Source organism: Microcystis sp. M109S1 (assembly GCF_020247025.1).
Taxonomy (GTDB): domain Bacteria; phylum Cyanobacteriota; class Cyanobacteriia; order Cyanobacteriales; family Microcystaceae; genus Microcystis.
In genome coordinates this window covers 1-15384 of sequence record NZ_JADBRW010000297.1, presented here as the reverse complement: position 1 = coordinate 15384, position 15384 = coordinate 1, and the positions used below count along the sequence as shown (strand labels likewise).

The 15384-nt window shown below is 44.4% G+C and carries 14 protein-coding genes and 2 pseudogenes; 5 read left to right on the top strand and 11 right to left on the bottom strand.

Annotated features, from left to right (window positions below; all coding sequences use genetic code 11):
• Window positions 1–1073 (top strand): lipoxygenase family protein (locus tag IM322_RS14935; protein ID WP_287675568.1); only part of this gene is annotated, 1073 nt, incomplete at its 5' end.
• 219 nt (window positions 1074–1292) lie between these two features.
• On the opposite strand, the gene rpsJ is transcribed toward IM322_RS14935, so the two are convergent.
• From rpsJ to rpsL, 5 genes are all read right to left on the bottom strand, one after another.
• Entirely contained in the window at window positions 1293–1610 is a 318-nt protein-coding gene (gene rpsJ / locus IM322_RS14930) for a 30S ribosomal protein S10 (protein WP_002800099.1), read from the bottom strand.
• Window positions 1611–1700: 90 nt separating this feature from the next.
• The gene (tuf, locus tag IM322_RS14925) at window positions 1701–2930 is read right to left on the bottom strand and encodes an elongation factor Tu (protein WP_287675567.1); all 1230 of its coding nucleotides are present in this window, start codon (window positions 2928–2930) and stop codon (window positions 1701–1703) included.
• Window positions 2931–3083: 153 nt separating this feature from the next.
• Window positions 3084–5159 (bottom strand): elongation factor G, encoded by a 2076-nt coding sequence (gene fusA, locus IM322_RS14920; protein WP_287675566.1) that lies wholly within the window; start codon window positions 5157–5159, stop codon window positions 3084–3086.
• 142 nt (window positions 5160–5301) lie between these two features.
• Complete coding sequence (gene rpsG / locus IM322_RS14915; RefSeq protein ID WP_002758831.1) at window positions 5302–5772, bottom strand: 30S ribosomal protein S7; 471 nt, start codon at window positions 5770–5772, stop codon at window positions 5302–5304.
• A gap of 155 nt (window positions 5773–5927) precedes the next feature.
• On the bottom strand, window positions 5928–6311 hold the full coding sequence (rpsL, locus tag IM322_RS14910; protein ID WP_002740176.1) for a 30S ribosomal protein S12: 384 nt from the start codon (window positions 6309–6311) through the stop codon (window positions 5928–5930).
• A gap of 422 nt (window positions 6312–6733) precedes the next feature.
• Between rpsL and IM322_RS14905 the strand changes: the two genes are divergently transcribed.
• The 3 genes from IM322_RS14905 to IM322_RS14895 all read left to right on the top strand — a co-directional run bounded on the left by IM322_RS14905 (window position 6734) and on the right by IM322_RS14895 (window position 9504).
• A complete protein-coding gene (locus IM322_RS14905; protein WP_287675565.1) occupies window positions 6734–7069 on the top strand; it encodes a type II toxin-antitoxin system RelE/ParE family toxin in 336 nt (111 codons plus the stop codon).
• A complete protein-coding gene (locus IM322_RS14900) occupies window positions 7062–8219 on the top strand; it encodes a HigA family addiction module antitoxin (protein ID WP_287675564.1) in 1158 nt (385 codons plus the stop codon). Before IM322_RS14905 ends, IM322_RS14900 begins: the two co-directional genes overlap by 8 nt.
• An 88-nt stretch (window positions 8220–8307) precedes the next feature.
• Window positions 8308–9504, top strand: coding sequence for a DNA double-strand break repair nuclease NurA (locus IM322_RS14895; RefSeq protein WP_079207433.1), 1197 nt, complete (start codon window positions 8308–8310; stop codon window positions 9502–9504).
• A 129-nt stretch (window positions 9505–9633) separates the two neighbouring features.
• On the opposite strand, the gene IM322_RS14890 is transcribed toward IM322_RS14895, so the two are convergent.
• On the bottom strand, window positions 9634–10239 hold the full coding sequence (locus tag IM322_RS14890) for a LabA-like NYN domain-containing protein (protein WP_002739868.1): 606 nt from the start codon (window positions 10237–10239) through the stop codon (window positions 9634–9636).
• 100 nt (window positions 10240–10339) lie between these two features.
• On the bottom strand, window positions 10340–11953 hold the full coding sequence (gene metG, locus IM322_RS14885) for a methionine--tRNA ligase (RefSeq protein WP_287675563.1): 1614 nt from the start codon (window positions 11951–11953) through the stop codon (window positions 10340–10342).
• Between the two features lie 155 nt (window positions 11954–12108).
• Here metG and IM322_RS14880 point away from each other — a divergent pair, with 155 nt between their 5' ends.
• Window positions 12109–12825 (top strand): lysophospholipid acyltransferase family protein, encoded by a 717-nt coding sequence (locus tag IM322_RS14880; protein WP_287675562.1) that lies wholly within the window; start codon window positions 12109–12111, stop codon window positions 12823–12825.
• A 311-nt stretch (window positions 12826–13136) separates the two neighbouring features.
• Here the strand turns inward: IM322_RS14880 and IM322_RS14875 are convergent, their stop codons facing one another.
• The 4 genes and pseudogenes from IM322_RS14875 to IM322_RS14865 form a co-directional block, all read right to left on the bottom strand.
• Window positions 13137–13772 carry a Rho termination factor N-terminal domain-containing protein gene (locus IM322_RS14875; protein WP_287675569.1) on the bottom strand — a complete coding sequence of 212 codons (636 nt, stop codon included), beginning with the start codon at window positions 13770–13772 and terminating at the stop codon, window positions 13137–13139.
• A gap of 53 nt (window positions 13773–13825) precedes the next feature.
• Window positions 13826–13987, bottom strand: coding sequence for a hypothetical protein (locus IM322_RS23740; protein WP_502863625.1), 162 nt, complete (start codon window positions 13985–13987; stop codon window positions 13826–13828).
• 85 nt (window positions 13988–14072) lie between these two features.
• A pseudogene (locus tag IM322_RS14870) lies at window positions 14073–14910 on the bottom strand (ParA family protein); the annotation flags it as partial.
• Window position 14911: 1 nt separating this feature from the next.
• A pseudogene (locus tag IM322_RS14865) lies at window positions 14912–15384 on the bottom strand (RRXRR domain-containing protein); the annotation flags it as partial.

Here is a 15384-nt window from a genome sequence, read left to right as displayed (position 1 = left end):
TGTTCGGGTGTGGGGTAAAATCGAAACGAGTAGGCTTTTTCCATGTCTCACATTTTAGCATATATTTGGTAAATGCGCTAGTATTTAACGGTAAAGCCGTCGTAGAACGACGGGGTTTCAGACCCAAAATTTTCGATGAATTAGTTAGTCACCTCAGCCATACCCATTTAGTAGCGGAAGCTTTTGTTTTAGCCACAGCTACCGAGTTAGCACTTAATCATCCTCTGGCAATTCTATTAAGACCTCATTTTCAATTTACCCTCGCTATTAATAGTTTAGCCGAGAGCGAGTTAATTAACCCGGGCGGATTCGTTGATCGTCTATTAGCGGGGACGCTAGAAGCATCTATCGAGCTAATTAAGAGTTCCTATCGTCAAAGATTGGATAATTTCGCCGATTATGCCCTACCAAAGGAATTAGCATTGCGCCAAGTCCAGGATACCTCGCTACTACCAGATTACCCCTACCGAGACGATGCTCTCTTGCTTTGGCAAGCTACGGAAACCTACGTCAAAGATTACCTAAGTCTTTACTATACTTCCGACGCGGACGTAAACGAGGATACAGAATTACAAGCTTGGGCGCGAAAATTGATGTCATCTGAAGGTGGAGGCATCAAAAAATTAGTTTCTGACGGAGAATTAGACACTTTAGCCAAATTAGTTGAAGTTGTCACCCAGATAATTTTTGTGGCCGGACCACAACACGCGGCGGTTAATTATCCTCAATACGATTATCTCGCCTTTAGCCCCAATATTCCCCTAGCGGGTTATCAATCCCCTCCCAAAGCAGCTGAGGAAGTGGATATAAATTATATTCTCCGTCTTTTGCCGCCCCAGGCCCAAGCCGCTTATCAATTGGAAATTATGCAGACTTTAACAGCTTTTCAATTTAACCGTTTTGGTTATCCATCCCGAAGTGCTTTCCCAGATCAACGTGCTTACCCAATTTTGGCGGTTTTCCGAGCTAAATTAACAGCGATCGAAAATGAGATCGAGCGGCGCAATTTAACCCGATTTACGCCTTATATTTTCCTGAAACCCTCTCGCATACCCAATAGTATCAATATTTGATTTTAGCCTGAGTTCAAGAGCAACCGAAACCCTAGAAGTGGGAAGTGGGAAGTGGAGAGAAGGGAGCGGGTTTTTAAAGTTGGATTGGGAGTTAATCATACTATTAAAAACGGATTTGGTATAGTACCAATTCTCACCCACACAAACTAGACGAGAAACACCATAACAAAGAGTCTCTAAGAAAAAAAGATGTTAGCGATAACATCTTTTTGGCATTTTTTACAATTTAACCTCAATATCAACCCCTGCGGGTAAATCTAATTTCATCAAAGCATCGATTGTCTTAGAAGAGGGTTGGTAAATATCAATAATGCGGCGATGGGTGCGGGTTTCAAAATGTTCACGGGAGTCCTTGTCAACGTGAGGGGAACGCAGGACACAATAAATCTTTCTTTTGGTCGGTAGGGGAATCGGTCCGATCGCCGTGGCGTTAGTTCTATTGGCAGTATCGACAATCTTCTCACAGGAAGTATCGAGTAAGCGCCGGTCAAAAGCTTTCAAACGAATGCGAATTTTCTGTTGTTGTAACGTAGCCATAATTTCACCTATTGCAATTGTCAAGGTACGAGATAAAGACAGTAACGGAGCAGCTTTTAAATTCACTGCCCCGTTAATTAGTAGATTAGCCTACTTGATAATTTTCGAGATAACGCCAGAACCGATGGTGCGACCACCTTCGCGAATAGCGAAGCGCATACCCTGTTCAATAGCGATCGGGTTGATCAGTTCCACGGTCATTTTGATCCGGTCTCCCGGCATGACCATTTCTACAGTGCTGCCATCATCGGCGGTGTAGTCTTGGATAGTGCCAGTTACGTCAGTTGTCCGTACATAGAACTGAGGACGATAGTTTTTAAAGAAAGGAGTGTGACGACCACCCTCTTCTTTACTTAACACATACACCTCACCTTCAAACTGGGTGTGGGGTTTGATTGTACCCGGTTTAGCGATAACCATGCCGCGCTCGATGTCGGTTTTTTGGATACCACGCAGGAGGATACCAGCGTTGTCACCGGCCATCCCTTGGTCAAGACTTTTCTTGAACATTTCGATCCCGGTGACGGTGGTGGGGCGAGTTTCTCTGATCCCGACCAATTCCACGTTATCACCCACTTTCACAATACCGCGTTCGATCCGACCGGTAGCCACCGTCCCCCGACCAGTAATCGAGAATACGTCTTCTACCGCCATCAGGAAGGGTTTATCGATATCCCGTTCGGGGGTGGGGATATAGCTATCTACCGCTTCCATTAATTCATAAATTGCGTCCACCCACTCGTTATCGCCTTTTTGGGCCTTGGGATTTTTGGTCATGTACTCGAGGGCTTCTTTCGCAGAACCGGCAATAATGGGGATATCGTCGCCAGCGAAGTCGTAATTGGTGAGAAGTTCGCGTACTTCCAGTTCTACGAGTTCCAGTAACTCCTCGTCGTCCACCATATCTTTTTTGTTGAGGAAGACCACCAGGTTAGGTACACCCACCTGACGAGCCAGCAGGATATGTTCCCGGGTTTGGGGCATCGGGCCATCGGCGGCCGAGACCACGAGAATACCACCGTCCATCTGTGCCGCACCGGTGATCATGTTTTTTACATAATCCGCGTGGCCGGGGCAGTCAACGTGAGCATAGTGGCGATCAGCGGTTTCGTACTCAACGTGAGCGGTGTTGATGGTGATCCCGCGAGCCTTTTCTTCAGGAGCGGCATCGATTTCATCGTATTTTTTAGCTTGGGCATTACCCAGAGCCGCTAGGGTCATAGTGATAGCGGCGGTGAGGGTAGTTTTGCCGTGGTCAACGTGACCGATCGTGCCGATGTTAACGTGGGGTTTCGTCCGTTCAAATTTAGCGCGTGCCATTTACTTTCTGTTCCTTTGTTTTTTTTTCTTCTTCAGCTGGGTGAACAGTAATCAGTCACCGGAGATCAGTTTTAAGTTAGCAGTTATTAGGGTTGACCGACCAACTTTAAATGATCGGTTTATTCTCACTGCTCACTGGTCACTGGTCACTGATTAGCCGTTCCCTTTACTTTTGGTGATAATCGTCTCGGCCACGTTGCGGGGGACTTCTTCGTAATGGCTAAATTCCATCGTGAAGATGCCCCGTCCTTGGGTTTTGGAGCGAATATCAGTGGCGTAACCAAACATTTCCGCTAGGGGAACTTTAGCGGAGACTTTGGCGATGCCGGTCTCGGTTTCTTGACCTTCGATTTGTCCCCGACGGGAGTTAAGATCACCGATGACGTTACCGATGAAGTCTTCGGGTACTTCCACCTCGACCTTCATCATCGGTTCTAGGAGAACGGGAGAAGCTTTCATCACCGCTTCTTTGATCGCCATGGAACCGGCAATCTTAAAGGCCATCTCGGAGGAGTCCACATCGTGGAAAGAACCATCCACAAGGGTTGCTTTCAGGTCGATAACGGGATAACCCGCTACGATCCCCGATTCGCAAGCTTCTTTCATCCCTTGTTCTGACGGGTTGATGTATTCTTTGGGGATAGCACCACCGACAATTTTGGAGACGAAGACAAAGCCAGATCCCGGTTCACCCGGTTCGAGTTCGATGACGACGTGGCCGTACTGTCCTTTACCGCCACTTTGACGGATAAATTTACCCTCGGCCCGTACAGGTTTCCGCACGGTTTCCCGATAGGCAACTTGGGGAGCGCCCACGGTTGCTTCGACTTTGTATTCCCGGAGCATCCGATCGACCAGGATTTCCAGGTGCAGTTCTCCCATCCCGGCGATCACCGTTTGATTGGTTTCGGGATCAACTTTGACCCGGAAGGTGGGATCTTCATCGGAGAGAGCTTGCAGGGCTTTGCTGAGTTTCTCGATGTCCTGTTTGGTTTTCGGTTCCACCGCCACGGAGATAACCGGTTCGGGGATAAAGAGGGATTCTAGGATAATCGGGTTCTTATCATCACAGAGGGTATCCCCGGTAATGGTGTTTTTCAGTCCGATCGCCGCTCCTAGATCACCGGCGCGCAGTTCATCCACTTCGATCCGTTCGTTGGATTTGAGGACGATCAGGCGAGCGATCCGTTCTTTGGTTCCTTTGGTGGAATTGTAGGCGTAGCTGCCTTTAGCTAGTACACCGGAATAGACCCGTAGGAAGGTTAAACGACCGAAGGGATCGGCCATGATTTTGAAGGCGAGAGCCGAGAAGGGAGCATCGTCCTTGGCTTCCCGGATTGCCTCGCTGCCATCGGGAAGAATCCCTTTAACGGCGGCTACTTCCGAGGGTGAGGGTAGGTAATCGACAACGGCATCGAGGAGCAGTTGTACCCCTTTGTTTTTGAAAGCCGAGCCGCAGAGGACGGGAACAATTGTACCAGCAATCGTCCCTTCTCTCAGACCGCGTTTGATTTCGGCTTCGGTGAGTTCTTCACCTTCTAGATATTTTTCTAGGAGTTCTTCATCAGCTTCCGCTACAGCTTCCACCAGCTGCACGCGGAATTCTTCGGCCTTTTCCAATAAGTCTTCGGGAATGTCGGTTTCTTCTATGTCTTTCCCTAGATCGTCCTTATATATATAGGCGCGCATCTTGACGAGATCAACGATCCCGCTCAGTTCGCTTTCCGCGCCGATCGGCATTTGGATGGGAACGGCGTTAGTTCTGAGGCGATCTCTTAATTGTTCGTAAACTTTGAAGAAGTTCGCTCCCGTTCTGTCCATTTTGTTGACAAAGGCAATCCGGGGTACTTTGTACCGATCGGCTTGTCTCCAGACGGTTTCTGATTGGGGTTGTACACCACCAACAGAGCAGAAAACCGCCACCACTCCATCGAGTACCCGCATGGACCGTTCCACTTCAATGGTGAAATCGACGTGGCCGGGGGTGTCAATGATGTTGATGCGATGATCTTGCCAACTGGTACTGATGGCGGCGGCGGTGATGGTGATTCCTCGCTCCCGTTCCTGTTCCATCCAGTCGGTAATTGCCGTTCCGTCGTGGACTTCGCCCAGTTTATGAGCGACTCCCGTGTAGAACAGGATTCTTTCTGTTGTCGTTGTTTTGCCCGCGTCTATATGAGCGGCGATTCCGATGTTTCGCACTCTCTCTAGCGGGATAGTCCGTGCCACAGCAACCTCCTTGCTTTGCTTGCCAGTGATGGGATTTTGTTCTAGGATTTTTTACACTATTTACAATTCTATACTTTTCTTGACAGTTTTTTGGCGGCAGCGGTGTGGTCCACCGCCCTTAAAGTATCTCTAAAGTATCTTTTTAGTAACGATAGTGGGCAAAGGCTTTGTTTGCCTCTGCCATCCGGTGGGTTTCTTCCCGTTTTTTGATCGTGCCGCCGGTTTCATTGGCCGCATCCATGATCTCGTTGGCTAGTTTACCTGCCATGGTTTTGCCGCCTCTAGTCCGAGCATAATGAACCAACCAGCGTAGTGCCAAAGTACTACCACGATTGCTCCGTACTTCCATCGGTACTTGATAGGTGGCTCCACCGACCCGGCGGGCTTTCACTTCCACTAGGGGAGTGGCGTTTTTAACGGCTTTTTCAAATACTTCTAGGGGTTCTTGACCGGTACGTTCGCCGACGGTTTTCAGGGCATCGTAAACGATATTAGCGGCTAGGGATTTTTTGCCCGATCGCATGATCCGGCGGATGGTCATGCTGACTAAACAGCTATTATAAACGGGATCGGGGGGAATAGGACGTTTTTTGACGTTTTTACGGCGAGACATCGGAATATTCCTGAATTTTCTAGGTTAACTTTAACTTTTGCTTGACAGTCGGATGATTACAGCCCATCTCAAACCCTCTCCTGCGAGTCTTCAGTCTCTTGGGTTAACTTTGACCGACTCGGTGGGAGTATTTTTTTGGTTAATCAATTTCCTGTTTATTTAGCGGCGGGTTTGGGGCGTTTGGTTCCGTACTTAGACCGCGCCTTTTGACGGTTTTTCACCCCGGTGGCATCGAGGGTGCCGCGAATGATGTGATATCTGACTCCGGGCAGATCTTTAACCCGACCGCCCCGAATTAGGACGACGGAGTGTTCTTGCAGGTTATGACCGATCCCGGGGATGTAGGCTGTCACCTCAAATCCAGAGGTTAAACGTACCCTAGCCACTTTCCGTAGGGCTGAGTTGGGTTTTTTCGGTGTGGTGGTATATACTCTTGTACAAACTCCCCGACGTTGGGGGCATTGTTTGAGGGCGGGAGATTTGGTTTTTCTTTTCGCTTTGGATCTTTCGTCGCGTATTAATTGCTGAATGGTGGGCATGATAGGGCTGTATCTAAGGTTACTCTGAACTCCTATTACCGAAGGTCAAATCGTTGACAAAAGGTCATTATACCAAATTGTTGCTCTTGTTGTCAAGTCGCTTATTGTGCTTTTCTCCGGTTTAGATGTTAGAGATTGTCTTTTTCTTGGGCGGCGGCGGCACTTAATTCGAGCGTTATTAGGCGATAAAACTACAGCTTCGTTGTTTTGGCTTGATCATGCAATTGTAGCGATAATTATCGCCTAATTAATCGGCTAATGTCTGAAAAACTGTCTCTAGCTAACCTCATTTTCAGAATTGGTGTCTAGACTGTTAGCTCTTAACGCTATATCTAGAGCTTTTGTACTGTATGCACCACAGATGTGCTGCCATAAAATATTGTTAACCTTTAGGGTTAACAATATTACAAGGGTCATCTACAATGGATATTGTATTTAAGGAAAAAAAATTTGAGAACGAATGCAATAGCCAAAGGCTGCTGAAAAAACAGTATGGAGAGAAGATGGCTAAGAAAATCAGGCAAAGACTCGACGACTTAAAAGCAGTTATTGTCCTAGAGGAAATGCGAGCGCTACCAGGACGTTGCCACGAATTGTTATATAACCGTGCTGGACAACTATCTTTAGATTTAGTTCATCCCCTCAGACTAATTTTTGAGCCGGCTAATATACCGATTCCTCAAAAAGCAGACGGAGGAATTGATTGGAAGAAAGTAACCGCAGTCGTAATTATTGGCATAGATGACACCCATGACTAATACTATTGAGAACAGATATGCACCGGATTTTATTTCTCCACCGGGAGAAACCCTTGCTGAAATCCTAGAAGAAAGAAATATGTCTCAATCGGAACTCGCCCAACGCATGGGCAGACCGAGAAAGACTATCAATGAGATCATAAAAGGTAAAGCGGAGATTACTAGCGATACCGCTTTACAGATAGAGTTAGTGTTAGGAACTCCCGCCAGTTTCTGGATGGAGCGCGAAAGACTTTATCGGGAATATTTAGCGAGAAAAAACGAGAATCAAAGATTAAAAGGTTATTTAGGCTGGTTAAAAAAAATTCCTTATCGGCAGATGACTAAACTAGGCTGGCTCAAGTTTTATGAGGATAAAATAGAGCAATTACGGGAGAGCTTAATTTTTTTTGCCGTTGTCTCCCCTGAGCAATGGGAGGAGATTTGGGGGAGAAATTTATCGATTGATTTTAGAAAGTCTCAGGCATTTGAGAGCGATCAAGGGGCGATAACAGCATGGTTACGTCAAGGAGAAATAGAGGCATCGAAAATTAATTGTGCTGATTACAACGAGTTGAAATTCAGAGATGTCTTGCAGCAAATTCGTTTGTTAACTGTTAAGTCGATCAAGGTATTTCAACCGCAAATGATCGACCTTTGTGCGGCAGCGGGAGTTGCCTTGGTCTTTGTTCCTGAACTTCCGAAAACAAGGGTACACGGTGCTACCCGTTGGTTAGGTTCTCAGAAAGCTTTAATTCAATTGAGCGATCGATACAAAACAAATGATCATTTTTGGTTTTCTTTTTTTCATGAAGCTGGTCATATTGTATTACATGGGAAACGAATTTTATTTTTAGAGGGGCAAGATATTCAAGATAAAATTAAAGAAAAAGAGGCGGATATTTTTGCGGCTAATTTATTAATTAATTCCACAGATTGGCAGAGATTTATCGCCAATAATTGTCTAAGTAAAAAAGCTATTAATCAATTTGCCGAACAACTAGGAATACACCCTGGTATTATTGTTGGTAGACTGCAACATGAGCAAATTATTTCTTATCAAAACTGTAATGATCTCAAGGACAAATATTGTCTAAATACACAAGATTCCTTTTTGGTATTGACGAGCGACTCCCCAAAAGGAAAACTTCCTATCTCACCATTAAGATAACTGCTGTAAGCGGAGATTACTAAGGATAAATTTGACAATAACTGACAAAATTGCGATAAAATCAAAAAAAGTCAGGTAGAGGATAGTTATGCTCGATCTTGCGAAATTAGCGGCAAAAATGCCAGGGATTAGTCAACATTTTCAACAGGAAGTGGCAGCTAGTCGCGAGCGAGTGCAGCGAGCGAAAATTCTTTTAGAACAAGCGCAACAGCAACAGGAAAAACTGCTAGAACTCTATCATAACTGGCACGATCGCCTAATTTTCTCCGTAGCGCTACCGATCGAACCTCTCGACACCCGCATTACTATCCTTCCCGCTCCCGAAAGTCATAGCGTTTTTGCCACGGATGGTTCCCAAATTGCCCCTTCTCACCACGAAATCGCCTACTGTTATCTAATTAATATCGGTAGGATTATGTTGCACTATGGTCAAAATTTACACCCTCTGCTCGATAGCATTCCCGAAGTCTATTACAAATCAGAAGACCTCTACATTTCTAAACAGTGGGGTATTCGCGTGGATGAGTGGATGAGTTATCGTCGGACGGTATTAGAAAGCCAAATGTTAGCAGAAATGGCTACTCGTTGGGTAAAACCCCCTGGGGCCCATTATGAACCAAATTTAGCCCTCGTGGATGGTTCTTTGATCTATTGGTTTATCGATAGTCTCCCCCCGGAAGCAAAAGATTTAATTTTGCCACCGATTTTTCAGTCTTGGGACGATTTAAAATCAGCTAAAATCCCGCTTATGGGTTATATTAGTGCTTCTCGTAGCACGGAAGGCTTAAATTTCCTGCGTTTACAATCTTGTCCCCATGATACTCCCAATTGCTTGATCAATTGCGGTGATTTAGACCCAGAAAAAACTCCTTGTCGCGTCGTCGATCCTCTCCGGGATGCTTCTCTCTGGGGTTATTTATTGGAACCGGGACAAAGAAGTCCTTTTTGGCGCAGTTCTTTGAAAATACTCGATCTTTATGGGGATGAACATCGCATTTACTTCTGTTATCTCCATGTGGGGACGGAAATCGCTAGGGTAGAGGTTCCTGCTTGGGTGGTGGAGGAGCGAGAATTACTCGATCGCTCTTTGAGTATTTTACTGGCCCAGGTGTTAAAAGGTTATGGTTATCCGATCGCCTTAGCGGAAGCGCACAATTTAGCAGTGATTAAAGGTGGCGATCGCCTGCGTTTTTTTGCCCTTTTGGAACAACAGATGATTAAAGTCGGTTTACAGGATGTGGGAACATCTTATAAGGAAGCGAGAAAGCGCAGTAGTATCGCTTAATTGAGGATTCAGCAGATGGGGAGTGGTCACTGATAACTGATAACTGGTCACTGATAACTGATAACTGGTCACTGATAACTGAAAAAGGTGGGAATTACCCACCTTAAACTTGATTTTTGCCGAATTTTTCTAGCGACTGCTCCGATCTTGGTCCAAGACACTGACGGGGAAATTATTATAACCAACGTGATGTTTGCTGGTTTTTTGAATTTCTTCTTTAATTTGATCTAGATCAACATAGCGATCGGCTACATTAATTAAACTATCACTGGTCATCGATCGCAAACTAACCACTTCCACTCGCGCACCACGGTAACTGACGGAATCGGCAGCATAGGCCAAATCCCCATCACCACTGACAATGACTGCGGTATCATAGGAACCCACTAGCGCCATTAAATCCACGGCAATTTCCACGTCAAGATTGGCTTTTTTGGAACCATCGGGCAATTGTACTAGATCTTTAGCGATGACTCGATAACCGTTGCGACGCATCCAGAGGAGAAATCCCTGCTGTTTTTCGTTAGTGCGATCGACTCCAGTATAAAAGAAGGCGCGCAAGAGACGAGAACCGGCAGTTAAACGACAAAGTAATTTGGTGTAGTCAATTTCGATACCTAATTGCAGAGCCGCATAAAATAAATTGGAACCATCGATGAAAATCGCCACACGACCGCGATTTTCTAGCACTTGTTCGGGGGTGAAGACTGGGGCCGTGTCATAATCATCAAACATTTTATTTTTCCTCGTTTGTTAAAAGTTTAGTGTTGAGTGTTTGCCAGTTGTATCCGAAAGGACAACAGACCTTAAAAAATAGAGTTATTAAAAAATTCCTTTAGGAATCGTTTAACGGCAGTTCTAGTTTAGAAAAGATCGGTTCAGGTGTTCCTAGTTGTGGATTTGTGGGTAATCCCCATTGACAGTGTTGGGAAAAAGAGACACCATCAGGGGAGTTTTCTCCGTCCTCCGACCTGAAAGTATTAAAATCAATAACAAAACCTAGTTGTTGATAAATTTTACTGCTCAAGGTCGGTATTATCGGTGAGAGTAGGTAGGCAGAGAGTCTGACTGATTCCAAAACTGCGTAGAGAACCTGTTCTACCGCTGCTTGTTGTTTTTGTTTAAATAAACTCCAGGGCGCACTCTCATCGATAAACTTGTTACTAGCGCGAATTAACGCCAATATTTCCTCACAGGCTTGATTAAATTGTAGCGCATCATACTTCTGTTCAACAATGACCCCTAGATTGATCCCCATATTCTTAAGATGATTTTCGTTCGGGATATCTACGCCAGTCAACTGGGGGGGGATATTTTGGCAGTATTTTTTAACCATGCCTAGGGTGCGATTGAGGAGGTTGCCTAAATCGTTGGCTAAATCCGCGTTAAGAATATTAACAAATCTGGTTTCCTGAAAATCGCCATCCTGTCCTAATTCAATCTCTTTGACGAAATAGTAACGGACGGCATCGGCCCCATAGCGCTCAACCAAATCGAAGGGATCGAGGGTATTACCGAGACTTTTGCCCATTTTCCGCCCGTCTTTGGTCAAAAAGCCATGGCCGAACACTCTTTTGGGCAAGGGTAAACCCGCCGACATTAGCATAGCCGGCCAATAAATGGCATGGAATCTTAATATATCTTTACCGATCAGATGCAGATCGATCGGCCACCATTTGGCCAAGGCATTTTCTAGGGTGGGTTCGTCTTCGGGGTCGAGAAGGGCGGTAACATAGCCAAGAAGGGCATCAAACCAAACGTAGATGGTATGCTGACCATCGTGGGGAATGGGAAACCCCCAAGCGACATTAACCCTAGAGATGGAGAAGTCCTGTAGTCCCTGGTTGACGAAGTTGAGAACCTCATTACGTCGGCTTTCTGGTTGAATAAAATCGGGTTGTTCTCGGTAAAGTTGTTCTAGTTGTGTCTGATACTTAGAGAGACGGAAAAAATAGTTTTCCTCGTCGCGCCATTCGGCGGCCAGATTAGTATGAATGGGACAACAGCCATTATCTAACAGTTCTCTTTTTTCCTTAAATTCTTCACAGGCGACGCAATACCAACCCTGTTGGCGATCGAGATAGATATCGCCCTTTTCCCGGACTCTTTCAAAAAATTCGTTAACAATTGCCTGATGACGGGGGGCAGTGGTGCGACTAAAGCGATCATACTGGATGTGTAGCTTTGCCCAGAGATTGGCAAAACTGGTGGCAATGCGATCGCAGTGTTCCTGGGGATTGAGTCCTTTGGCTGCCGCAGTCCGTTCGATTTTCTGTCCGTGTTCGTCGGTTCCTGTAATCAAGAGAACAGAATTGCCCTGTAACCGCTGCCATCGTGCCATAACATCCGCTACGATCGTCGTGTAAGCACTACCGATGTGAGGGATATCGTTGACATAATAAAGAGGTGTTGTCAAAGCAAATGTTTTTCGCTCATTCAAATCATTCATGAAATTTATTTTTTTAAATAGACGAGGCTGCCCCGAGGCTGATCCGTAGATGATTGGGACATAATCCCTATATTTTATGATCCTCTAATTCTGTTTTATCCTTTAGTTGTGATCTAAGTCAATAAAAACAATCTTAAGGCCGATTTTTTTTTTCCATGAAGCTGCTTACCCCCCTATCTACCTCTCGTTTAATTCTTGATACCACCCGCACGGGTCTGTTTACCGTCGGTCAAGAAAATCTACCCAGCCAAGGAGTGGCGATCGTGGTAAGTAACCATCGTAGCTTTTTGGACGCGCCGATCTTAATTCAAGCTTTGGGCAAAACTCTCCCGATCGCCTGTCATCACTACATGGGAAAAACGCCGCTTTTGCGGGAATTAATCGGAGAATTGGGCTGTTTTCCCTTTGATACCCCCGAAAAACGCCACCAGACTTTTTTTCGGCAAGCAACGGATTTTTTACAGTCCGGACGATGGATCGGTTTATTTCCAGAAGGTGGATCGCCGATGTTAAATTTGACTCCTCCTCGTCAAATTAGCCGTTTTCAAAGCGGATTTGCCCATTTAGCCCTACGTTGTCCCGTGGAGAATTTATCTGTCTTACCTGTGGCTATTCTCTCCGAGTCGGAAACTGCCATTAGTCCTTTTCCCGTGCGTTTGCTACGCTGGTTAGATACCACGGAACCTTTATTCGATCAAGATGGTTGGCATCCCGTTGTATTTTATCATCGTGTCAAGGTGGCGATCGGTCGTCCCTACCGAATTACTGAGAGCGATCGCTCAGATTATCAAGGTAAACAAGGAAAAAAAGCGATTAATCGTTTAATTGGTCATTGCCAGTCGGAAATTAGCGATTTATTGCTGAAGGGCTAAGTCAGGAGACAGGAGACTCCGAGACAGGAGATTGCTTTTATTTAGGGCTTGCTGAATAATGGTGAAATATAGACGAGGTAAGGGTTTTAGTGTCTTGTTTCGCGAAACAGGTGCAAGATTTTGAGAGAATCGTGCTTCAAAACCTTGCATCTTCGGGGCGAAGCATTCGGATAGGAAATCTACGGTTTCAGCGATAGGTTATGCCCGAATGCTTCGCCCCTACTTTTTCAGCATACCCTATTTATTCTCCCCATTTCCCACTTCCTAACTCATAATTCATAATTCATAATTCATAATTGATACTCCTTTTTCTATTGCGCTAATATTCTGACTAGCTCTGCTTTCTTCATCTTGCTTAAACCAACGATTCCCTTTTCTTTGGCTAGACTCTTTAATTCAGAAACAGTCTTGAGTTTGAGAGTTTCTTCTGAAAATTCCTCAATCACTGCATCTTGTTGAGATTGAGGAGTGAGATAAAAGACAGTTTTGAGTAAATCTAATCCCTTCCCTTTTGTAATTCCACACTTGAGGGCGACAATTGAGTCTAAATTCTTCCAGAATTGACGGGGAGCCTCATCAATCCTAGCAGTAGCAGTAGCTAATTTAACTGTTTTTAGTGGGCTATTCGGTTGTTCAATCAAGAACTGTAAAGCAGATTTAATTTCTTCTCTTGAAGCTGTTGACAGATTTAGTTTTGGGGTTTCTTCTCTTGCCAAAACTCTGGATATATTCCTAGCATCTTCTGTTCCATCGGCAATAATACACCAAATTCTTTCTAGTCCAGCCCTTTCAGCCACAGCATAAACAAATGAGTTGCCGATAACTTCATAGCGATCCTCTGATAGTTCTTTGACGATCACAGGCAGCCAATTGCGTCCACCTTTCTGCTGTAATAGTTTAGCAGTAACTTCAATTAAAAAACTATCAGCATCGGTTCCATTGGTAATTTATATTTTATCTAGGTATAGATACTTCAAAGTACCAATATCGGTATATTCCATCATTGTAAAAAATACTCCTTTGCTAAGTCTTTGTAGTAGTCATAAACGGAACGATTTTTATAAACTGCTGGCACGCGAGCGAAAGCAGCACTAGCTATAATAGCGTAGGCTCTTCTGGTTTCTGTGTGGAAACGAGGTCTATACTGATAGAATATCCGCAAAATAGTCCTAAAAGTCTTGCCAAATAAGCACTTCAGGATTACATAAGCAAAAATTATCACACAAAGTCGAGAAGAGCCTAGCGTATTCTGGCAAGTGATGAATATGTAAATCTTTTGTGGCATTAGTGTGTCTGGGATAAAAATAGGGTAAAAGGGTTTTGTCATTTTTTAGTATTTGATCAATTTCTTTTTGGGCAAGCTCTAACTGTGGTTGAGTAATCTTCTCACCGTTGAAAAAAATTGGTAAGGCTATGGGAGTCCCATCTTTTTTCAAATTTTGCATTTGCGGCAGAAACTTCTTGATGGCAATGGCTGCATTATTAAGGGAGAATGAATTGTTATGTTTTGTGGGTAAGAGGACAACATCGGCAGCATAAACAGCCAGCTGGCTAGGAAATCGCCAATTGGGAGCTGCATCTATAAAGATGTAATCATATTCATATCTAGCTAAGTCTAATTTTCTATGGAGAGTGTATATTTGCATTTTAGAATTATACTCAAATTCTGGATACTCTGCCATTAGGCTCAGCAGGAACAACATCGAAGGTAATTTGTAGTTTTGTATTCTTAAAAATATAGGGACGAATCACTGATCTAAGATCAATATTGCGGTCAGTTAAAGCCTTTTCTAGTAGGACATCTTCTGGTTTTATATTTAGGAGAGAGCGAGTTAAATCTCGTTGATTAAAATCAAAGTCTAAAACTAGAACTTTTTTACCTAAAAAGGCAAGGAAAGCTGCAAGATTTACGGTTGTGGTGGTTTTGCCTATACCACCTTTATTATTGTAAACAGTAACTGTTAATGCTTTTGGAGTATTGTCAATTTTTGTCTTGATCAGAGCTATGGTCTCATCAATGTTATCAGGGGTTAGCTCTATGCAAGTAGTGGCAGGAAAAATGGTTTTACCATGTTTTCTAAATAACTAGTCGCAAATATTTTCTAAGATTAGAGGTTTGCCAACCAAAGCGAGTATGGACTGTTGCCAATTGAGATAGTTGCTCAATAGCCCATTTTTGTCCGACCATAACCGACGAAAAACCTTTTCCAGACTTAGCTCCTTTTCTACTGGAAGTTAGCTCAATATCGGCATATCGGCTTTGATGTACTCAAAGTAAATATCGGTAATTGGATAGATTTTGGTTAGTTCGGAAACGACTCGAAGTTCAAGTTGACGATTGGCTCTGATTGAGGGAGCTAATTTTCCTTGTTTTCTATTTGAGAATCGCTTTTGTCGATGCGCTCTTAGATTAAAAGAAAGTTGGCGGTTAATCCGTCTTCCTCTACGTCCTCTTCGCATTAAGCACCGATTGTCCATGCGCTCTTTTACTCGTTTAAAAGGAAGTTCTAAGTGAGCTTTCCAAAGAGTAAAAAGAGAGGATTGAACGCCAATTCCAGA